This is a genomic window from Pseudomonas sp. 5C2 (genome assembly GCF_034314155.1).
Taxonomy (GTDB): domain Bacteria; phylum Pseudomonadota; class Gammaproteobacteria; order Pseudomonadales; family Pseudomonadaceae; genus Aquipseudomonas.
On the sequence record NZ_JAVIWH010000002.1, the window covers coordinates 1,994,293 to 2,016,263 of the forward strand.

Sequence of the window (21,971 nt, forward strand, 5' to 3'; positions counted from 1 at the left end):
AGCGATATGAACATCCTTGAACCAATCCTGTCTGCGCTGTTGCCTACTTCTATGAGCGCCTGCAGCGGCAAACGTTGCATCTTTTGCCTATTTCTCCCGTCGCAGTGGATTCGGTGAGGTCGCTCCATCACCCGTTTTTTGGGACCCGCGTCTCAATCAAGCCAGGCTATTTGGCTTTGCGGCGCTTACTGGCGGTCGCGGTCTTGGGTGCGGCTGCACTGCGCTTCTTCTTCCAGGGCGTAGTGCCGCGACCCGCCGGGCTCGCAGGTCCGGCAATGCTCAGGCCCAAGCCAGCACAACGATCCACTTGTTTGCTCATCCAGGCTGACTGTTTGGCCACAAAGTCCTCCAGGCTCATCTCGCCGCTCTGAACCATATCCAGCGCCTGCTCCCAGATGGCGGTGGTTCCGGGATCGGCGATGGCTCGGGGCACGGCGTCGATCAGGCTGAAGGCTGCCGGGGTGGCGGCTAATGCCTTGCCCTGCTTGATCAGATAGCCCCGATTGAGCAATCCCTGAATGATCCCGGCGCGCGTCGCCTCGGTACCGATGCCGGTGGTGTCCTTGAGTTTCTGCTTGAGACGGGGATCGTCTACCAGTTTGGCGACGTTCTTCATCCCCTTGATCAGATCGCCTTCGGTGAAGGGCTTGGGCGGCTGGGTCCAGAGGTCTTTCAGCGTCACGTCCGCTACGTCACACTCTTGCCCTTCGGTCAGGGCCGGCAGAATTTGGGCGGGAGGCGCTTCGCGGCCTTTGGCGGGGGCCACGGCTTGCGGAAGTGCACGCCGCCAACCGGGCTCCACGATCACCTTGCCCACCGCGCGCAACGCCTGCTCGGCGCAATCAAAATCGGCTTGGGTTCGGTCGTATGCGTGGTTCGGCAGAAACTGCGCCAGATAGCGCGCCCGGATCAAGGAGTAGACCGCCCGATGCTTACCTACCAAGCGCCCAAGGTCTATCGTTGCGGCAGTCGGGATGATGCCGTGGTGAGCACTGACCTTCGCGTCGTTCCACGCCCGCGAGCGGCGCTTGGGGTCTACGTGTTTCAGCAGGTCCACCAAGCCCGGATCGGCACGGCCCAAGGCTGCCAGGATCGCTGGCGCTTCGCTGTGCTGGCTCAGCGGCAGATAGCCGCAATCACTGCGCGGGTAGGTAATGACTTTATGGGTTTCATAAAGTGCCTGGGCGATATCCAGGGTTTCTTGAGCGCCAAAGCCCAGTTTCTTGGAGCACACCTCCTGAAGAGTACCCAAATCGAACAGCAACGGCGGTGCTTCGCGCATACGCTCGGTGCGCAACTTGATCACCCGTGCGCTGGCGGCATTGGTCATGGCGGCTGCAGCCTCTTGAGCCAGTACCTGGTTCAAGCAGCGACCGTGCTCGTCACATGTGTCTTCGTGCGCGCGCCACTGGGCGGTTAAATACGTGCCGTCGCAGAGTAGCTGCACATCAATCGCCCAATACGGAACCGGCACAAAAGCGGCAATGCTGCGGTCGCGGTCCACCACCAGACGCAGGGTCGGTGTCTGTACCCGCCCTACCGGCAGCACGCCCTGATAGCCGGACTGGCGCCCAAGCAGGGTGAATAACCGACTCATGTTCATCCCAATCAACCAGTCAGCGCGCGAGCGGCCCAGCGCCGAATGATAGAGACTAAATGTCTCGGCACCGGGCTTGAGCGCCGCCAGCGCCTTGTGGATCGACGCATCGTCGAGGGCTGATAACCAGAGCCGTTGAATCGGCCCGCGATACCGACAGTACTCCACCAACTCGCGGGCAATCATTTCACCTTCACGATCGGCATCCGTCGCAATGACCAGCTCGCGGGCCTCACCGAGCAAACGTTTGACAGCCTTGAACTGGCTTGCGGTCTTCGGCTTGACCAGCATTCTCCACTCTTTGGGTATGATCGGCAGATCGGCCAGGACCCAACGTTTGTACCGGGCGTCATAGGCGTCTGGCGGTGCGGTCTCCAATAGATGACCGATGCACCAAGTCACCGTGACGTTTGATCCCACCCAGCAGCCATCGCCGCGCCTGTTAGCGCCCAGCACCTTGGCAATGTCTTTGGCCTGGGAAGGTTTTTCACACAGGAAGAGCCGCATGGTCGTCATCGTTCATTGCGTCGAGGGGTGAGGTGCAGCATGCGCAGTGTTGGGGGTTGAAGCAACCTTTATCTGTATGGATATACAGCCTTATCCAAATTGGGCCTTGCCCTTGGCGCATGTCTGACGAGCCTCGCCTGCCCACGCGCCCGTTGGCCTGGAGCCTGTTCGGGATCATCAGCGCCGCGAACATCAGGTTGATTGCGCAACTGGCTATATTAAGGTTGATCCACATCAAATACTGCGCCACGACTCGGAACATGCTTGCGTTAAACGGCTATTATCGCTGGCAACTAACGACTTTTTCGCCGGGGTGCATCATGACCAACCAACAGCGACTCATGCTCATTGTTCCTCCTTTGCTGGATAAAACCCCGGCGTTTGAGCGCGCCACAGCATTGGCAAAAGCTAAAGGTGCTGCGCTGCACATTGTTGCCTTTGATTATCTGGAAGGCTTGGCGACCGCCGGACTGGTCAACGAACGGGCACTGGAAGAAATGCGCTACAGCTATGTCGAGCGCCATCGTCAATGGCTGGAAGAGCAAGCGCATCCGCTACGTCATCTGGGCATAGAGGTCACGACAGAAGTGGTGTGGGCTGAACATCCCCTGAAGGAAATGCTTACATACCTGCACGAGATGCCTGTTGATCTGGTGATCAAGGATTTGCAACACGAGTCGTTATTAAAGCGTGCTGTATTTACCACCCTGGACCTGCAGTTGCTTCACGAGTGTCCCTACCCTTTGCACTTCGTTGCAAAGAGCCATAACCCTACGCCTCGCAGAATCGTTGCAGCGGTTGATCTACTCCATCCCGATGATCAGTATTCGGGGTTCAATGACACGATCATTCACGAAGCGTTAAAACTGGGCATTCAATGCAACGCTCAAGTTGATGTGGTGTATGCCTATGACCTGTCGATGATTGATGCGGCGGATTATAGCTACGCCAGTGCCTCGATGATGTTCGATTCAAACCTGACACCGACCACACCGACATTGTACGAACTGGAAAACGTAGCCTTCGATACATTGGCTGAACGCAACGGTGTTCCGGTGGAGAACCGTCACTTTATGTTGGGAAGCCCTTCCAAGGTGTTAGCCCGCTTTGCCGAGAGCCAAGACATCGACGTTATCGTTATGGGCCGGATACACCACCGAAGCTTGGGGCATCTGCTCGGAAGCACGGCAGAGCGCATTCTTTACAAGATGCCCGGCAGTGTATTGATACTCAATCCAGACAGCTCGGTTTAACGGCGTTGGTTGAACGGGCACGAAGGCCCCACTTGACGCATTCGAACCAGATCAGGCTCACGATCGAGACGCCGAGTGCCGCCGCGAGCAACACAGGCGTTGGCGTCACGAACGAAAACAGCCGGCTAATGGCGGGTACGAAAAGCACCCCACACAACATGGCGATCGTTCCCGCCGCGATCCAGCCGAATTGCCGATTGGAGGCACTGCTGCTGTGCCACGAGGTATGGACCCAAGAGCGATTGGCCTGTATCAGGGCGAGGTTCGATAGCACCAGCACGACAAATGTCAGCGCCCGCGCCATGTCATCACGACCGGCATCAGAAGGCACTATTAAGTGCGCACTCGCGTAAGTCCCCAGCAACAACACCAGCAAACCGCCCCCCTGCCACAATCCACGCACCATCAAGGCCCTGTCGAACAGGCGCTGATCCGTCCGCCGTGGCGCAACCTTCATCGCGTCCGCCTCCAGCGCCTCGGCTTCGAACACTACCGAACACGCGGGGTCGATAATGAGTTGCAGGAAGAGGATGTGCACCGGCATCAGCAGCATCGGCAAGCCGATCAATACAGGCAGGATCGACAACCCGACGATGGGGACATGCGCCGCCACCACGAAGGCAATCGCTTTGCGCAGGTTGGCGAACACCCGGCGACCATAACGAACGGCCGTCACGAGTGAGGCAAAGTCGTCGTTCAATAAAACCAGTGCAGCGGCCTCGCGCGCGACCTCGGTGCCTCGCGCGCCCATGGCAACGCCGATGTCGGCGGCCTTCAGCGCCGGGGCGTCGTTGACACCGTCGCCCGTCATCGCGACCACATCGCCCCGAGCGCGGAATGCCCGCACGAGGCGCAGCTTCTGATCGGGCTGCACACGGCAGAAGATGTGCGTGTCGGCAAGGCGCGCAGTCAGAGCCTCATCGCTCAATGTAGCGATTTCAGTCCCGGTGATGACTGGCGCCTCAGCACTCAAGCCCGCCTGCCGCGCTATCGAGATCGCAGTGGCCGGGTGGTCGCCCGTCATCATCACGACGCGTATGCCTGCGGCTTTGCACTCCGCAATGGCCTGCGGCACATCGGGCCGCACCGGGTCCTCCAGAGCAACCAGCCCGAGGAACTGGAAATCGAAGTCGTGCTGCAGTTTCGGCAGCGCCTCTGTATCAAACGTGGCCTGCGCGACACCCAGCACGCGCAGGCCGTCGCTCGCCATCGCCAAGACCTGCCTGGCGATCACAGCACTGCGCGTGGCATCCAGGTGACATAGATCGACGATGGCCTCCGGCGCGCCTTTGGCCGCAATGAGTCGGGCAGGTGAGCCCTTGTCCGGACTTTGCCATACCCGAGACATTGCCAGCATTTCGGGTGATAACGGATAGTCGTCGACGAGCGTCCAGTTGCCATGCAGGTGTTCGGTATTCGCCAACAGGCGCTGGCCGGCTTCACCAATGGCCAACTCCATCGGATCAAACGCACGGCGATGACTCGCCAGCACCGCGTACTCCAGCAGGCCATGCAACTCGTCCTGCAGCGGTGCCGCTCCCCCCGCCTGCGAGGTGTCATAAATTGCCTCTTCGGACCACAGACGCCGCACCGTCATTCGGTTTTCGGTCAGCGTGCCAGTCTTGTCAACGCACAACACCGTCGTCGCCCCCAGCAATTCAATGGCGGGAATGCTACGCGCCAGTACCTTCTCGCGAGCCAGACGCCAGGCACCCAGCCCCAGAAAGAGCGTCAGCACGACCGGCAGCTCCTCGGGCAGGATGGCCATCGCCAACGTAAGTCCGGCCAATAAACCCTGCAACCAGCTACCGAGGATAAGTGCGTGGGTAACGGCGAGGGAAGCGGCCAGTGCCAGGCCGACGAGCGCCACGCGTTTGACAACCCAACGCGTCTCCTGCTGGATCGGTGTGGCCTCGACTACGATCCCCGCGAGCGATTGGCCGATGCGCCCCAGCGCGCTGCGCTCGCCAGTAGCGATAACCCGCCCACGCGCAGTGCCGCGCGTGACCAGCGTGCCCGAAAAGGCCCGCGACAGATCCGCTGTATCCTGTGCGATGGCCCTATCGTCATCGATCACGTTCAAAGGCGACGCATGCTTGTCCACCGATGCCGACTCTCCTGTCAGCAGTGACTCGTCGACCGCGAAGTTCGGTGCGTCGATGAGTTGCAGGTCGGCAGGCACCCGGTCGCCTTCAGCGAGAAGCACGATGTCGCCCAGCACCAGCTCTCTGGCCGCGATCCGGCGTATTAGGCCGTCGCGCTGGACCTGGGCTTGCGGGCTGGACAGATCGCGCAGAGCGTCCAGCGAGCGCTCGCTGCGCCGCTGCTGGACAAAGCTCATGCCCATGACCACAAAGACGAAGCCCAGAAGCATCAAGGCTTCCTGGGCATCCCCCAGCACCATGTAGAGCGCCCCACACGCCAGCAACAGCAGAAACATCGGCTCAGTCGCGACCTGGCGAACCAGACGCAGCACGCTTCGTGGTTGCGAAACCGGCATCTCGTTCGGGCCATCCCGGCCAAGACGAAGTTGGGCCTCACACTCGCTCAGGCCCACCTCAGCAGTGGCGTTCGCCTCCAGAGGCGAGAAATCTTTCATCGTATGTCCTGTTTAACAGGCCTTTCATGATTAAGGTCGGGTCGGGAACACGGATCGACACTCACGACAATAAACACACCCGAAGTCAGCCGTGCGGCGGTCTCGAAACGCGGGTGTCTGTGGGGGGTAGTTGTCGTGCTTGATCTGACCATCCGCTTGACTCTACTCGTGTTCAGAGTTTGCGTCCGTGCGTCACGTGAACATATATCGGGTGACCGTGAGTGGCTTGATTTGGGTCAAAAAAAGCAAGGGTGCATGGAGTAAGTGGACTCATGACTGCGGAGTGCTAAAGTCGGCACTTTCAGAACGAGGAAGCATAATGCGGATGCTCATAGCTGCCCTGACCTTGGGGATGTTGGCGGGATGTACAGCGCCGGCCATGAATGAGGCCAGATCCCAAGGCCCGTACAAGACGTTTTTATCTCAGAAGTCAGGCGAGCTCGTCGCCCAATGTATCCAGTTCGCCTGGCAGGATGAGTCAGTTTTTGGCGTAGAGGGTGATGCGTTTATACATTCCGGTAGCCAGAAAGAACTCACGGTCTACACAAGGGGTTCGGAGTACTTCGTTGATGTGCTCAGTGGAGCGTCCGGCACAACTGTCAATTATTACCAGGCACTGAGTAATTCGATTGCAGAGCGCAGGCTTAGCGCGCTGGCGACCTGCCTCTAAACATTGACGTCAGGTTAAAGGGGATTTAGTTACATCAGATCCCCTGCAAGAAAAATTAAAAGAACGCCCTCCGCTTTACCCCTACCAACCTCGATTTTCAGGCATCGGTCAATGCGACATTCCTCTTAGCGTCCTGTCACATGATTGTCATGTCATTGTTTCCTAATGCGTTTCAAAATATTGCACAGATAAAGGCGTTGACCGCCAGCATCGCAATACTGCCGTTTGAGTAGCTGATCGGCAGTTTGAATACCCCTGTGAACGAGACCCATGATGATCAAGAAACTGCACAAACCCATTGTCGGCGCCATATTGGGCAGCGTAGTGATGTCTGCTCAAGCGGATTTTATCGACGACAGCCATGCCGACCTTACGTTGCTCAATCGCTACCTTAATCAGCAGGGTCGCGGTATAGATGGCAATAACAATCCTAGTAAAGCAGCCAAAAGCTACCGTGACTGGGGGCAGGGCTTTCAGCTCAACTTCAAGTCTGGCTACACCGAAGGCGCCGTTGGCGTTGGTCTGGATGTTGAGGGCTTCTATGGCCTCAAACTCGACTCCGGCGGCGACCTGAACGACAAGAGCAATCAAAGCCGTTACCCTGGTAGCATGTTCCCGCTGGATAACGGCAAGTCCGCCAACGACTTCGCCGTGCTGACCCCTACCCTCAAAATGCGCTTCCTTAAAGATGAGTTGCGTGTGGGCGGGCTGTATCAAAACAACCCGATGCTGGCCAATACCGATGGGCGTCTGTACCACCAGACCAATACCGGGGCGCAGTTGGTTTCCAAGGATTTGTCAGACTTCACCTTTACCGGTGGCGATATAATTCGGACGAAAATCCGCAACGAAACCAACGACAGTGGCATGATCACCGGTGGCGGCGCCAAACTCAGTGATCGCTTCCTCTATGGCGGCGCCGATTACACGGGCATTGCCGACACCACATTGAGCCTGTGGTACTCCAACCTGCAGGATTACTATCAGCAAGCCTTTATCGGTGCCAAGCACATCACTCAACTACCCGTCGGTAGCCTCGCCAGTGATTTCCGTGGTTACCGCAGCCTGGGCATAGGCGGCAACGCCAATGGCGACAGTGACTTTGCAACCAATGGCTACTACGGTAATGGCCTGAGCAAAGGGCGGATCAACCAGTCGACTATTAGCTTGATGGAAAGCTATAGCCTGGCAGGCCACACCTTAGGTTTGGGCCTTCAGAAAAACACCGGCGACAGCGACTTCCCTTACCTGGACTCAGGCCTGAACAGCGGTGACGCCCGTCAGGGACCGGGTGCGGGCGCTGACACCCCAGCGCTGACCAACATGCAATTGAACAAGTTCCAACACGCCGGCGAGCGTACTTGGCTTGCGCAGTACAAGTATGATTTTGGCCAGTTGGGCGTCAAAGGATTGGGCTTCGCAGCCACTTATGCCCATGGTGATCAGATCAGAGTGGCCAGCGGTGGTGACAGCGAATGGGAACGCAACCTTGCGTTGAGCTACCAAGTGCCTGAGGGGAAACTGAAGGGCCTGGGTGTTACCTGGAAGAACGCCAGGGCCAACCCGAGTATTACCGGGCAGACCCTGCAGGACGAAAATCGCTTCTACGTGAGCTATATCGTACCGCTGTGGTAATACACAGCCAGGCATGAACGCTGTCAAGGCGACGTAATCCGGCTTACCCATGCTTCGCGTGGGTAAGCCGCCTTAAAATGAACAGGTTGACTGTTGGCGCAACCGCGAAAACTCCCGCTCGAAAAGCAAGGAATCCTTGAAGAGGCATTCGTCGAATTCAAATCCACTGGGCTTTGCCTCATACTCTGCGCTGAGATATGACGATACCAGCACCTTGACCTCACGAATCCCCCCAAGGAGCCCGATACGCTGATGCTGCCTTCCCCCCTTAAAATCCTTACCAATCCCGCGCGGCTGCACACACAGAAATGGCGTGGGCGCGTTGGCCTGTGCCTGGTTGCCGGTCTCTCGGTATTGGCAGGCATGACGGATGCGATCGGTTTTATGGCAACCGGTGACTTCGTATCGTTCATGAGCGGCAACACCACCCGCCTGGCCGTGGCCATAAGCGAAGGCGACTTCGGGCTTATGCTGCGACTGCTTATCGTCGTTGCCACGTTTATCGGCGGCAATACACTGGGCATTGTCGTAAGCCGAATGACGGGGCGACGCGCCCTTCCCTTGCTGCTGTGCATCGCTGCGTTGTTATCCGCTGCGGCAGCCTTGCCATTGACCGCTCAACTGCCAGCACTGTTGGCCGCTATTATCGCCATGGGCATGCTCAACGCCGCCGTCGAAGAGGTCAATGGCTTCCCTATTGGCCTGACTTACGTGACAGGCGCACTCTCACGATTCGGCAGAGGATTAGGCCGGTGGATGCTGGGAGAGCGAAGAAATGGATGGCGAGTTCAGTTGATACCCTGGACCGGCATGTTTGCAGGTGCGGTGATCGGCGCCCTGCTTGAGCAGCAACTGGGTATGAAAGCTCTATTGTTCAGCGGCTTGCTTTCTGCCGTTTTGGGGTTTGCCGCACTGAAAATCCCACGCCGCTGGCAACTGGCTTATATGCCTAAATAAGGGTAATCAGCACTCCCCCCGCTTTTCCAGACTGCGCAGCAGTCTTGCAGGGGGCATGGTCATACCATGACGACTCTATTGCCCACGACCTACATTGCCCCAAATAAGGGAACCGGGAAACTTATCCGCACCCTTCTGGTTCAATGTACTCATTAGCATATGACCCGATCATGTTTCCCGGTGCGTAGAGAGCACCTGAAAAAGACCCGCTGTGTAGCGCTTCAACCCTCCCCCGCTTAGCGATCCCTGGATCGAAAGACGTCCATCCGACACTGGCATGAAACCTGCTTTAGTCCTGACAAACCTGTAGAAATCTCCTATAGGACGTCCAGGCGTGGTCACCGACGACCACCTGCCAGTACTGGCGCAGGACGGGTGAACCAGGCAGCGCGGCTTCGGTTAATCACCCCACCACACATCCATGAATACCAGGCAAAGACGCCTGGAGCCGTCACACGGCTCCAGGCGTTTTTTTTGCTTTTTTTTCTGGCCATGCCACGGCAGCGGCTTCGACTGAGGAAAGGTTATGAACGCAACCGCCACCCCGATCAAGAGCGAAACACTGGTCGTCATCGGCAACGGCATGGTCGGCCATCATTGCGTCGAGCAGTTGATCGAGCATGGCGCGCTCGCCCACTATCACGTGCATGTGTTCGGTGAGGAGCGGCAGCGTGCCTACGACCGCGTCCACCTCTCAGAGTACTTCGGCGGTCGTGATGCAGAGTCCCTCGCACTTGGTGAGGCCGATCTGTATGCCCGCCACGGTGTGCAGCTGCACCTCGGCGTGCAAGTGCTCGACATCGACCGCGAGCGCAAGGAAGTAGTCACCAGCGCCGGACGCCAGGCTTATGACCGATTGGTGCTGGCCACCGGCTCCTATCCCTTTGTGCCGCCGATCCCCGGTGCCGAAGGCCGCTCCCGGTTGGTCTACCGTACTCTGGACGACCTAGACGCCATCCGCGAGGCGGCTACCAATGCCCGACGTGGCGTGGTGGTAGGTGGCGGCCTGCTCGGCCTTGAAGCCGCCAATGCACTGAAGTCCCTGGGGCTGGAAGCCCATGTCGTTGAATTCGCCCCACAACTGATGCCGGTGCAACTGGACGCCTCAGGTGGCGAAGCACTGCGGGCACGGATCGAGGCCCTGGGCGTCGGTGTGCACCTTTCGCGAGCGACCCAGGAGATCGTTATCGGTGAAGAGTATGCCTACCGCATGAACTTCAACGGTGGCGAATTCCTTGAAACCGACCTGATCGTATTCTCTGCCGGGATCCGCCCGCAGGACGCTATCGGCCGTAGCGCCGGGCTGGACGTGGCACCGCGTGGCGGCCTGGTCGTGGACAATCATTGCCGCACCAGCGACCCCTACATCTTCGCCATCGGCGAGTGTGCGTCCTGGAACGGCAGCATCTTTGGTCTGGTCGCGCCGGGCTACAGCATGGCGCGTAACGTTGCCGCGCAACTCGCGGGTCAGCATTACGACCCCTTTACCGGCGCAGACATGTCGACCAAGCTCAAGCTGCTGGGCGTTGATGTCGGTTCTATCGGCGACGCTCACGCGGCGACTCCCGGCGCCAAGAGCTACCGCTTTATCGACGAGGCCAGCGCCAGCTATCGCCGCCTGGTGGTCTCTGCCGATGGCAAGCATGTGCTGGGCGCGGTACTGATCGGCGATAACAGCTATTACGACACCTTGCTGCAATACGCGCAGAACGGCATAGCGCTGCCCAAGGACCCGTCCAGCCTGATCCTGCCGCTGTCAGACGGCGCACCGACACTCGGTGCCGATGCGCTGCCGGACACCGCCACTATTTGCTCCTGCCATAACGTTACCAAGGGCGCGGTGTGCTGTGCGGTCGACGCAGGTTGCACCGACCTCGGCGAACTCAAGGGCAAGACCAAGGCAGGCACTGGCTGCGGCGGTTGCAGCGCACTGCTCAAGCAGGTCTTCGAGCACGAGCTCAGTGCCCGTGGCGTCGCCGTCGACAAAAGCCTCTGCGAGCACTTCGCCCATACCCGTCAGGAACTGTACGCCCTGGTACGGGTGGAAGGCATCATCAGCTTCGACGAAATGCTCGCCAAACATGGACGCGGCCACACCGGCTGCGATATCTGCAAACCCGCTGTGGGCTCGATTCTCGCCTCATGCTGGAACCAGCCGATCATGGACCCATCGTTGGTGCACCTGCAGGACACCAACGACACATTCATGGCCAACATGCAAAAGAACGGCACCTATTCGATCATCCCGCGCATCGCCGCCGGCGAAATCACCCCGGACAAGTTGATCGCCCTGGGCGCTGTCGCGAAGAAATACGACCTCTACACCAAGATCACTGGCGGCCAGCGCATCGATCTGTTCGGCGCTCAATTGCATCAGTTGCCGGACATCTGGGGCGAACTGATCGAGGCCGGTTTCGAGACCGGACACGGCTACGGCAAGTCATTGCGTACGGTCAAATCCTGCGTCGGCAGCACATGGTGTCGTTATGGCGTTCAGGACAGCGTGAGCATGGCGCTGCTCCTGGAGAACCGCTACAAGGGCCTGCGCGCACCGCATAAATTCAAGCTTGCGGTTTCCGGCTGCACCCGCGAATGCGCCGAGGCGCAGAGCAAGGACGTTGGGGTGATCGCTACCGAGAAAGGCTGGAATCTCTATGTCTGTGGCAACGGAGGCATGCGCCCGCGTCACGCCGAATTACTAGCCACGGACCTGGATGACCAAACCCTATTGCGCTATGTCGACCGGTTCCTGATGTTCTACATCCGTACTGCCGACAAACTGCAACGCACCTCTGTCTGGCGCGAAAGCCTGGACGGCGGCCTGGACTACCTCAAAGACGTCATCATCAACGACAGTCTGGGGCTTGGGGCTGAGCTGGAATCGCAAATGCAACTGGTCATTGACCGGTACGAATGCGAATGGGCAAACGCTATCAATGACCCGGAAAAGCTCAAGCGCTTCCGGACCTTCGTCAACGATGAGCGCGGTGACCCGGATATCCATTTCGTCAAAGAACGAGGCCAGCGCCGCCCGGTGCATGCTAACGAACTCCACCTGATTCCCGTTACCCAGGAGGTGCTCTGATGAGCCAGTCAAACGTCGTCCGTATCGAACCCCGCCACGCTATTGAAAGCCCTGCGCAATGGCAGATGCTGTGCAGCCGCCAAGACCTGGTGGCCAATTCCGGCGTCGTCGCCTGGCTCGATGGCGCCCAGGTCGCGTTATTTCACCTGCCTGACAGTCTGGGCAAGACCCTCTACGCCATCGACAACCTCGACCCAAAGTCAGGCGCCAACGTCATTGGCCGTGGCATCGTCGGCAACCTTAAGGGCGAGTTGGTGATTGCCTCACCCCTGTACAAACAGCACTTTCGTCTCGAAGACGGCAGCTGCCTGGAATATCCAGAGCAGAGCCTGCGTGTCTGGCCCGTGCGTTTGAACGGGGATGCCGTAGAGATCGGAGTAAGCGCAGCGCGCTAGCTTTAAACAGTGGAAACAGTCCTGACCCTACGACCTGTGCCGCAGCGTCAGGGCGGTTCGCGGCCACCTATAAGAATGGTAGTGGAGAAACCCGCATGAAGACCGTTGCGCAACTGCTCAAGTTAAAAGCCATCCACAATCAACATGTCCATACCATCGCTCCAAACCAGATGGTGCTAGAGGCGCTGCGGGTGATGGCCGAGAAAAATATCGGCGCTCTACCGGTGATAGAAGACGGTCAAGTGGTGGGCGTAATCAGCGAGCGAGACTACGCACGCAAGATCGTTCTCCAGGGCCGCTCCTCCATCGGCACGTCTGTCAGAGCCATCATGAGCTCGCCCGTGGTGACGGTGAACTCCCACCAAAGTATCGAGACGTGCATGGGGGTTATGACCGATAGCCACCTGCGCCATTTACCCGTCGTGGAAGACGGACAACTGCTCGGCCTGCTGTCCATTGGTGACTTGATTAAAGAGGCGATAGCCGAGCAGGCTGACCTGATCCGGAAACTGGAACAGTATATTCGCGGGCATTAAACTGACCGTTATTCCGACCGATCAAAAAAGAATACAACCGGACCCAACTGACGACAGAGCCGTATTGGGCCTCAGGTCATCATTGGCTAATGTTTGTAGATCATATATTTGCCGCGCCCGGTCTTTTTAGCTTGATACATCACTCTGTCTGCGGCGCGCAGGAGATTATCCGCAGAGCTTTCCCTGTCCCACAGTGCTATCCCGATCGAAACGTCCACGATGCACGATGTGCCGAAAATAAAAAATGGAGTTTTCAGTGCATCGATACATTTAGCGGCGATGGTGCTGACAGCCTCTTCGGCATTGTCCTCAAGGTCACTGAGCAGCAAAAAAAACTCGTCACCACCAATACGCGCCAGGGTATCGGACTCTCGCAGAGTACTGGCGAAGCGCTTCGCAACCTGCCGCAACACCTCGTCACCAGCCTCGTGGCCGAGCGTGTCGTTGATATTCTTGAAACCATCAAGGTCCATGAATAATAGGCCGACCTGTGTTTCATCACGGCGCGCGCGCGCTAATACCTGACGAAGCCGCTCAGAAAGATGCGCTCTATTGGGCAACCCCGTCAGCGTGTCGTGATGAGCCATGCGGGTAAGTTCAGTTTGATGGTCGTTGAGTTTGATCAATAAACGATTGAACGCCGATATCAAGTGCCCAACTTCATCATCGCGGACGACAGGCAAGGGTTCGAGCGGCAACTCGTCCCGCGTCATGCGGTCGGCATGCTCTGCCGCATAAAACAAATGGCGGAGGACGAAATACAGCCCGGTAGTGGAGAGAATAGCGAATACCAAAATAGCGAAGACTGCATTTTTAATCAAAAAATGCTGCATCCGCCCCACCGTCGCAAACGCCTCACTGCTCGGCACTCGGCCGACGACAAACCAGCCCGTGCTCGGGACAGACACCATCGCAGCGACCTCTTCAACACCCTGCTCGTTGACCGTTATCCCGGTACCGCGAAAGCCCGCCATGGCCCGATCATGAAGCACATTGACGCCGGGGGGCGGTGTGGGTTTGAGCACACTATCAAGTTCAGAGGAGGCGACAAATAACTTATCTCTCGGGGAGACAAGCAAGAACCCACCCGTTGCATTACCAATTCGACTCTGGAGTAACGAATCAAGAAACCCGGGGGCAGCCAGTGCCGTAACGCCCACCAAAACAGCTTGAACCTCACCGCTTTCGCTTCTGACCGGAGCAGAGATCGGCAGAACCGGTTCTTTTGCAGAACGGCCAACCACAGGACGACCGACAAACGAAGCACCGCCTAATCCAGCTTTAATATAGTCACGGTCAGAATAGTTGATCGTCAGTGGATCACGCAGAACAGGATAATCCGCGATTGGAACGCCATTAGGCGTTACCACGAATAGACCTGCCGAGAACAACGTTTGGTAGTCGAAGTGCTCTTTCAGCCATGCATGTAGTTGCTCAGGCTGCGCAAGCAAACGCGTCGGCAAGGCGGCGGCAAGGCGTCCAAGCAAGACCTGGCGCTGAACAATCTTCCCATCAATATCGTGGGCAACATAAGTCGCCAACGCTAATTGTTGGTTTTCCACTACCGCGCTCAAATCCTCACGCAAAAAATGAGTCAGCACGAAATAGCGAACGACTGCACCAGAGATCACAATGCACAGCGCCAGTACCAACAGCCGAGTAACGATGCTATTGAAAATGCGGGGAAGGCTTGTGCGCACATAATATTTTTTTGGCATCTTGGGAGTTTACCCGAGGAGCCGCGTTTTTTGTGCACTGGAACAGGCGCAAAGGCAGAGTTTGCTATCAGTTCGCCATTAACTATCCAGGACTTATGCCCTATGACGGCCTGGATCGAAAACAGAGGCTGCGATGTGGCAATGTATCGCGCCAAAGAGAACCGGCGCGATAGCATTGTTCAACCGTTGACAGGTGCCCAGAATTCAGCGATGGCGCACATTAGAACGCATCACCGGGTACACGGACCCATCCTTCCATCAATACGCGAGCACTGCGGCTCATGATGGCCTTGGTCACCGTCCACTCACCATTGACCTGGCTGGCTTCAGCACCCACGCGCAGGGTGCCCGAGGGGTGACCGAAGCGCACAGCGCTACGTGCACCACCGCCAGCTGCCAGGTTCACCAGCGTGCCCGGAATCGCCGCAGCGGCACCAATGGCCACGGCGGCCGTGCCCATCATGGCGTGATGCAGTTTGCCCATTGAGAGCGCACGCACGAGCAGGTCGGCGTCACCGGCAGTCACCCGTTTGCCGCTGGACGACACGTATTCGGCTGGCTTGGCGACGAAGGCGATCTTCGGTGTGTGCTGGCGCTTGGCGGCTTCAGCAATATCCTGAATGAGGCCCATACGCAACGCGCCATAAGCGCGAATCGTCTCGAACATCGCCAGTGCCTTGGAATCGCCGTTAATCGCGTCCTGCAGCTCGGTGCCCGTATAGCCGATGTCTTGCGCGTTAACGAAGATAGTCGGGATGCCAGCATTGATCATCGTGGCCTTGAATGTGCCAACACCCGGCACTTCAAGATCGTCCACGAGGTTACCGGTGGGGAACATCGAGCCGCCCGCGCCCTCTTCGTCGGCTGCCGGGTCCATGAATTCCACCTGCACTTCGGCAGCGGGAAAGGTCACGCCATCGAGTTCGAAGTCACCGGTTTCCTGGACAGCACCATCGGTGATAGACAGGTGCGCGATGATGGTCTTGCCGATATTGGCCTGCCAGATGCGCACGGTCGCCATGCCGTTGTGCGGGATGCGACTGGCGTCAACCAGACCGCTGCTGATGGCGAACGCGCCGACGGCGGCAGACAGGTTGCCGCAGTTGCCGCTCCAGTCAACGAACGGCTTATCGATGGACACCTGACCGAACAGGTAATCGACATCGTGATCGGGTTTTTTGCTCTTGGACAGGATGACCGTTTTGCTGGTGCTCGAGGTTGCCCCGCCCATGCCGTCGATCTGTTTGCCGTAAGGATCCGGGCTGCCAATCACGCGCAACAACAGTGCATCGCGCGCCGCGCCGGGGACCTGTGCGGAGACGGGAAGGTCTTGCAGGTTGAAAAACACACCTTTGCTGGTACCGCCACGCATGTAGGTGGCGGGGATCTTGATCTGGGGTACGTAAGCCATGGAAATAGTGTCCTGATAAGACTCAGGCGCAACGTTGCCGTCGCGCCTGAGTATGTTGCTTAGACAGCCGCCGTCGATTCAAGGAAGTCCTGAGCGAAACGCTGCAGGACACCGCCAGCCTCGTAGATCGACACTTCTTCGGCGGTGTCGAGACGGCAGGTGACCGGCACCTCGACACGCTCGCCGTTCTTGCGATTGATCACCAGGGTCAGCGTGTTACGCGGGGTACGCTCGCCGATGACGTCGAAGGTTTCGGTGCCGTCGATGCCCAGTGTCTTGCGATCAACGCCCGCCTTGAACTCCAGTGGCAACACGCCCATGCCGACCAGATTGGTGCGGTGAATGCGCTCGAAGCCTTCAGCCGCGATGGCTTCCACGCCAGCCAGACGTACGCCCTTGGCAGCCCAGTCACGGGAAGAGCCCTGACCGTAGTCAGCACCGGCGATGATGATCAGCGGCTGCTTGCGCTCCATGTAGGTCTCGATAGCTTCCCACATGCGCACGACCTTGCCTTCTGGCTCGACGCGGGCCAGCGAACCCTGTTTGACCTTGCCGTTTTCCTGAACCATCTCGTTGAACAGCTTCGGGTTGGCGAACGTGGCGCGTTGCGCGGTCAAGTGGTCACCCCTATGAGTCGCGTAGGAGTTGAAGTCCACCTCTGGCAGGCCCATCTTGGCCAGGTACTCACCGGCCGCGCTGTCGAGCATGATGGCGTTCGACGGCGACAAGTGGTCGGTGGTGATGTTGTCCGGCAGCACCGCCAGCGGGCGCATACCCTTGAGTGGACGAGCGCCAGCCAACGCACCTTCCCAGTACGGCGGACGGCGGATATAGGTGCTCATTTCGCGCCAGTCGTACAGCGGTTTTACTTTGGGACCGGTGTCTTCCTGGATAGCGAACATCGGGATGTAGACCTGGCGGAACTGCTCCGGTTTTACCGAGGCCTTGACCACTGCGTCGATCTCTTCGTCGGTCGGCCAAATGTCCTTCAGGCGAATTTCCTTGCCGTTGGCATCCAGGCCCAGCACATCCTTCTCGATGTCAAAGCGGATGGTCCCGGCAATCGCGTAAGCCACCACCAGCGGCGGCGAAGCCAAGAATGCCTGCTTGGCGTACGGATGGATCCGCCCGTCAAAGTTACGGTTACCCGAGAGTACCGCGGTGGCATACAGGTCGCGATCGATGATTTCCTGCTGGATCACCGGATCCAGCGCGCCAGACATGCCGTTACAGGTGGTGCAAGCGAAAGCCACGATACCGAAGCCTAATTGCTCCAGTTCGCTAGTCAGGCCGGCTTCATCCAGGTACAACGCAACGGTCTTCGAACCGGGCGCCAGGGAAGACTTGACCCAAGGTTTACGGGTCAGCCCCAGCTTGTTGGCGTTACGCGCCAGCAGGCCAGCGGCGATGACGTTGCGTGGGTTGCTGGTGTTGGTGCAACTGGTGATCGCCGCGATGATTACCGCACCATCCGGCATTTGCCCAGGCACCTCATCCCAATGGCCGGCGATGCCTCGGGCCGCGAGGTCCGAGGTGGCCACACGGGCGTGGGGGTTGCTCGGGCCCGCCATGTTGCGAACCACCGAGGACAGATCAAAGGTCAGCCCACGTTCGTATTGGGCGCCCTTCAGGCTGTCGCCCCAAAGGCCGGTCAGTTTTGCGTAACTCTCGACCAGTTTCACCTGCTCGTCTTCACGGCCGGTGAGCTTGAGGTAGTCAATGGTCTGCTGGTCAATATAGAACATCGCTGCGGTGGCGCCGTATTCCGGGGCCATGTTGGAGATGGTCGCGCGATCACCAAGAGTCAGCTTTGATGCCCCTTCACCGAAGAACTCCAGCCAGGCGCCGACTACCTTTTGCTGGCGCAGGAACTGAGTCAACGCCAGCACCATGTCAGTGGCGGTGATGCCCGGTTGCAATTTGCCGGTGAGTTCGACGCCGACAATTTCAGGCAGGCGCATCCAGGAGGCACGGCCGAGCATGACGCTTTCGGCTTCAAGGCCACCGACACCGATGGCGATCACGCCCAACGCATCGACGTGCGGGGTGTGGCTGTCGGTGCCGACGCAGGTGTCGGGGAACGCCACGCCATCACGCACTTGGATCACTGGAGACATTTTCTCCAGGTTGATCTGGTGCATGATCCCATTGCCCGGCGGGATCACGTCGACATTCTTGAAGGCTTTTTTGGTCCAGTTGATGAAGTGGAAGCGGTCTTCATTGCGACGATCTTCGATGGCGCGGTTCTTTTCGAACGCCTTGGGATCGAAGCCGCCGGACTCAACGGCCAGGGAGTGGTCGACGATCAATTGGGTCGGCACGACCGGGTTGACCAGCGCGGGATCGCCGCCTTGGGAGGCGATCGCATCACGCAGGCCGGCGAGGTCGACCAGCGCCGTCTGACCGAGAATGTCGTGACACACCACACGGGCCGGGAACCACGGAAAGTCGAGATCGCGCTTGCGCTCGATAAGCTGGTTCAGCGATGCGGTCAACGTAGCCGGGTCGCAACGGCGTACCAGGTTCTCGGCCAGCACGCGCGATGTATAAGGAAGTGTGTCGAAGGCCCCAGGCTTGATTCCGTCCACCGCCGCGCGCGTGTCGAAATAATCCAATCGGGTGCCGGGTAAAGATTTGCGGTATTCAGTGTTCATGGCGTTGGGACTCAATCACGGAATGTTCAGGGATGGGCGGGGAGCACCGAAGATCACGGTCCACTCCCCTTTTCCCAATCAGCGTTGTTCGATGGGCACGAACTTGCGCTGTTCGACGCCGATGTATTCGGCACTCGGGCGGATGATGCGGTTATTGCCACGCTGTTCGAACACGTGAGCGGCCCAGCCGGTCAGGCGTGAGCAAACAAAGATCGGCGTGAACAGCTTGGTCGGGATACCCATGAAGTGGTAGGCCGAGGCATGGTAGAAGTCAGCGTTCGGAAACAGTTTTTTCTGTTCCCACATGGTTTTGTCGATGGCTTCGGACACGGGGTACAGCACGGTGTCGCCCACCTCATCGGCCAGTTTTTTCGACCAACCCTTGATCACTTCGTTACGCGGGTCGGACTCTTTATAGATCGCGTGACCGAAGCCCATGATCTTGTCCTTGCGCTCAAGCATGCCCAGCGTGCCTTTAACGGCTTCTTCGGCAGAACCGAAGCGCTCGATCATTTCCATCGCTGCTTCGTTGGCGCCGCCATGCAGCGGGCCGCGCAATGAACCAATGGCTGCGGTGATGCAGGAATACAGGTCCGACAGCGTCGAGGCACAAACCCGTGCGGTAAAAGTCGAGGCATTGAATTCATGCTCGGCGTACAAAATCAACGAAACGTCCATCACCTTGCGGTGCAGTTCGCTCGGTTTTTTATCCAGCAGCAGGTGCAGGAAATGCCCGCCGATGGACTCTTCGTCCGTCACGCAATTAAGGCGTACGCCGTCATGACTGAACCGATACCAGTAGCACATGATGGCTGGGAACGCCGCCAGCAGGCGATCCGTGACGTCATGCTGCTGCGCAAAACTCGCTTCTGGCTCCAGGGTGCCGAGCATCGAAGCACCGGTACGCATGACGTCCATTGGGTGGGTCTCGGCAGGAATGCGCTCAAGCACTTCCTTCAAGGCTTGCGGCAGATCACGCAAGCCTTGCAGCTTGTTCATGTACGCCGAAAGTTCGGTCTTGGTCGGCAGCTCGCCGTAAAGCAGCAGGTAAGCCACTTCTTCAAAACGCGCCTCGGCGGCCAATTCACGCACGTCGTAACCACGGTAGGTCAGGCCGGCTCCGGCCTGCCCAACAGTGGACAATGCGGTCTGCCCCGCCACCTGGCCTCGCAGGCCAGCCCCACTCAACACTTTTGCTTCAGCCATTGCTTTCTCCAATCTTGAATTTATTTGGGAATCGGCAATCCGGTCCAGACGACGTTACGCCTGGACCGGCACCCAGAATCACTTCTTCTGCGCGAACAACGCATCGAGTTTCTGCTCGAAGATGTGGTAATCAATGGCGTCGTAGAGCTCCATACGGGTCTGCATGGTGTCGATGACATTCTTCTGCGTGCCGTCGCGGCGAATCGCGGTGTAGACGTTCTCTGCAGCCTTGTTCATGGCGCGGAACGCTGACAACGGGTAGAGCACCAGAGAGACATCGGCCGACGCCAGCTCATCAGTGGTATACAACGGTGTAGCACCGAACTCGGTGATGTTGGCCAGGATCGGCGCGCCAACTTGGGCAGCAAACAGCTTGTACATCGCCAGCTCGGTGATAGCTTCCGGGAACACCATGTCAGCGCCCGCTTCAACGCAGGCCGCAGCCCTTTCCAGTGCCGACTCCAGCCCTTCGACGGCCAGTGCATCGGTACGCGCCATGATCACGAAGCTATCATCGGTGCGCGCATCGACGGCGGCCTTGATACGGTCGACCATCTCTTGCAGGGACACGATTTCTTTGTTCGGGCGATGGCCGCAACGCTTGGCGCCGACCTGATCTTCGATATGGATCGCCGCTGCGCCGAACTTGATCATCGACTTGACCGTACGCGCCACGTTGAACGCGGAAGAGCCGAAACCGGTGTCTACGTCCACCAGCAATGGCAGGTCGCAGACGTCGGTGATACGACGCACGTCGGTCAGCACGTCATCCAGGCCAGTGATGCCCAGGTCCGGCAAGCCGAGCGAACCTGCTGCCACGCCGCCACCCGAGAGATAGATGGCTTTGAAACCGGCGCGCTTGGCCAGCAGTGCGTGGTTGGCATTGATCGCGCCTACCACTTGCAATGGATGTTCGCTGGCGACGGCATCACGGAAACGTTGACCGGGAGTAGTTTTGGCGGTACTCATTTTTCACCTCGGGCTGTCGGTTGGGGAGCGGCCTGATAATGGCGCTCGATGTTGCGTTTGGATGCGCTGATATGGCGGCGCATTAACAGTTCGGCCAGTTCGCCGTCACGCTCGGCAATGGCATCAAGAATACGGTGGTGTTCGGCAAACGCCTGACGCGGACGATTGGGCGTCGCAGAGAACTGGATGCGGTACATGCGCACCAGTTGATAAAGCTCGCCACAGAGCATTTGGGTCAGCGTGCGGTTGCCGCTGCCTTGAATGATCCTGTAATGGAAATCGAAATCGCCTTCTTGCTGGTAGTAGCCCACACCGGCCTTAAAAGCGGCATCTTGTTCATGGGTATCGAGGACGCGGCGCAATTCGTCGATCTCTTCGACGGTCATGCGTTCGGCGGCCAGACGACAAGCCATGCCCTCCAGCGATTCGCGAATTTCATACAACTCGATGAGCTCGGCGTGGCTCAGGGAAACCACACGAGCGCCCACATGGGGGATACGCACCAACAAGCGTTGCCCTTCGAGGCGATGGATCGCTTCACGCAGCGGTCCGCGGCTGATGCCGTAGGCGCGCGCCAGCTCTGGCTCGGAAATCTTGCTGCCGGGTGCGATCTCTCCACGCACGATGGCCGACTGGATACGCCGGAACACATGCTCGGAGAGGGTACCGGACTCCTCGCCTACAACCTGGGTTTCTGCAAGAACTTCCATTACATTGTCGACACATTGGCAATTAGATGGCGGAAAACTACGACCAATCCCCATAAATGTCAAATGTCA

15 protein-coding genes are annotated in these 21,971 nt (G+C 58.4%); 7 read left to right on the forward strand and 8 right to left on the reverse strand.

Translation table 11 applies throughout. The features are described from left to right. Nucleotides 1-166: 166 nt before the first annotated feature. Nucleotides 167-2,104, reverse strand: a complete 1,938-nt coding sequence (locus RGU44_RS09910) for a DNA topoisomerase III (RefSeq protein ID WP_322216943.1) — start codon at nucleotides 2,102-2,104, stop codon at nucleotides 167-169. Between the two features lie 320 nt (nucleotides 2,105-2,424). On the opposite strand from RGU44_RS09910, the gene RGU44_RS09915 reads away from it, so the two are divergent. Continuing rightward, nucleotides 2,425-3,357 (forward strand): universal stress protein, encoded by a 933-nt coding sequence (locus tag RGU44_RS09915; RefSeq protein ID WP_322183093.1) that lies wholly within the window; start codon nucleotides 2,425-2,427, stop codon nucleotides 3,355-3,357. Here RGU44_RS09915 and RGU44_RS09920 read toward each other — a convergent pair. Further along, nucleotides 3,335-5,956: a cation-translocating P-type ATPase gene (locus RGU44_RS09920; protein ID WP_322216946.1), complete on the reverse strand. Its 2,622-nt coding sequence runs from the start codon at nucleotides 5,954-5,956 to the stop codon at nucleotides 3,335-3,337. The genes RGU44_RS09915 and RGU44_RS09920 overlap by 23 nt on opposite strands. A gap of 319 nt (nucleotides 5,957-6,275) precedes the next feature. On the opposite strand from RGU44_RS09920, the gene RGU44_RS09925 reads away from it, so the two are divergent. The 6 genes from RGU44_RS09925 (at nucleotide 6,276) to RGU44_RS09950 (ending at nucleotide 13,234) form a co-directional block, all read left to right on the forward strand. Further along, a complete protein-coding gene (locus RGU44_RS09925) occupies nucleotides 6,276-6,626 on the forward strand; it encodes a hypothetical protein (RefSeq protein ID WP_322178632.1) in 351 nt (116 codons plus the stop codon). 273 nt (nucleotides 6,627-6,899) lie between these two features. Next, nucleotides 6,900-8,261, forward strand: coding sequence for an OprD family outer membrane porin (locus RGU44_RS09930; RefSeq protein WP_322178631.1), 1,362 nt, complete (start codon nucleotides 6,900-6,902; stop codon nucleotides 8,259-8,261). Nucleotides 8,262-8,513: 252 nt separating this feature from the next. Continuing rightward, on the forward strand, nucleotides 8,514-9,218 hold the full coding sequence (locus RGU44_RS09935; RefSeq protein WP_322178630.1) for a YoaK family protein: 705 nt from the start codon (nucleotides 8,514-8,516) through the stop codon (nucleotides 9,216-9,218). Between the two features lie 526 nt (nucleotides 9,219-9,744). Next, nucleotides 9,745-12,303, forward strand: coding sequence for a nitrite reductase large subunit NirB (gene nirB, locus RGU44_RS09940; protein ID WP_322216949.1), 2,559 nt, complete (start codon nucleotides 9,745-9,747; stop codon nucleotides 12,301-12,303). Further along, a complete protein-coding gene (gene nirD, locus RGU44_RS09945; RefSeq protein WP_322178628.1) occupies nucleotides 12,303-12,698 on the forward strand; it encodes a nitrite reductase small subunit NirD in 396 nt (131 codons plus the stop codon). The genes nirB and nirD overlap by 1 nt, the downstream gene beginning before the upstream one ends. A 95-nt stretch (nucleotides 12,699-12,793) precedes the next feature. Next, nucleotides 12,794-13,234, forward strand: a complete 441-nt coding sequence (locus RGU44_RS09950) for a CBS domain-containing protein (protein WP_322216952.1) — start codon at nucleotides 12,794-12,796, stop codon at nucleotides 13,232-13,234. An 86-nt stretch (nucleotides 13,235-13,320) separates the two neighbouring features. Here RGU44_RS09950 and RGU44_RS09955 read toward each other — a convergent pair whose 3' ends face one another. The 6 genes from RGU44_RS09955 to RGU44_RS09980 all read right to left on the reverse strand — a co-directional run bounded on the left by RGU44_RS09955 (nucleotide 13,321) and on the right by RGU44_RS09980 (nucleotide 21,902). Next, on the reverse strand, nucleotides 13,321-14,952 hold the full coding sequence (locus tag RGU44_RS09955) for a diguanylate cyclase domain-containing protein (protein ID WP_322216955.1): 1,632 nt from the start codon (nucleotides 14,950-14,952) through the stop codon (nucleotides 13,321-13,323). 220 nt (nucleotides 14,953-15,172) lie between these two features. Beyond that, nucleotides 15,173-16,363 (reverse strand): 2-methylaconitate cis-trans isomerase PrpF, encoded by a 1,191-nt coding sequence (prpF, locus tag RGU44_RS09960; protein ID WP_322216958.1) that lies wholly within the window; start codon nucleotides 16,361-16,363, stop codon nucleotides 15,173-15,175. A 59-nt stretch (nucleotides 16,364-16,422) separates the two neighbouring features. Then, nucleotides 16,423-19,017 carry a Fe/S-dependent 2-methylisocitrate dehydratase AcnD gene (acnD, locus tag RGU44_RS09965; protein ID WP_322216961.1) on the reverse strand — a complete coding sequence of 865 codons (2,595 nt, stop codon included), beginning with the start codon at nucleotides 19,015-19,017 and terminating at the stop codon, nucleotides 16,423-16,425. 78 nt (nucleotides 19,018-19,095) lie between these two features. After that, complete coding sequence (gene prpC, locus RGU44_RS09970) at nucleotides 19,096-20,223, reverse strand: 2-methylcitrate synthase (protein WP_322178622.1); 1,128 nt, start codon at nucleotides 20,221-20,223, stop codon at nucleotides 19,096-19,098. A 78-nt stretch (nucleotides 20,224-20,301) separates the two neighbouring features. Then, the gene (prpB, locus tag RGU44_RS09975; RefSeq protein WP_322178621.1) at nucleotides 20,302-21,192 is read right to left on the reverse strand and encodes a methylisocitrate lyase; all 891 of its coding nucleotides are present in this window, start codon (nucleotides 21,190-21,192) and stop codon (nucleotides 20,302-20,304) included. Further along, entirely contained in the window at nucleotides 21,189-21,902 is a 714-nt protein-coding gene (locus RGU44_RS09980) for a GntR family transcriptional regulator (RefSeq protein ID WP_322178620.1), read from the reverse strand. The genes prpB and RGU44_RS09980 overlap by 4 nt, the downstream gene beginning before the upstream one ends. Nucleotides 21,903-21,971 lie beyond the last annotated feature (69 nt).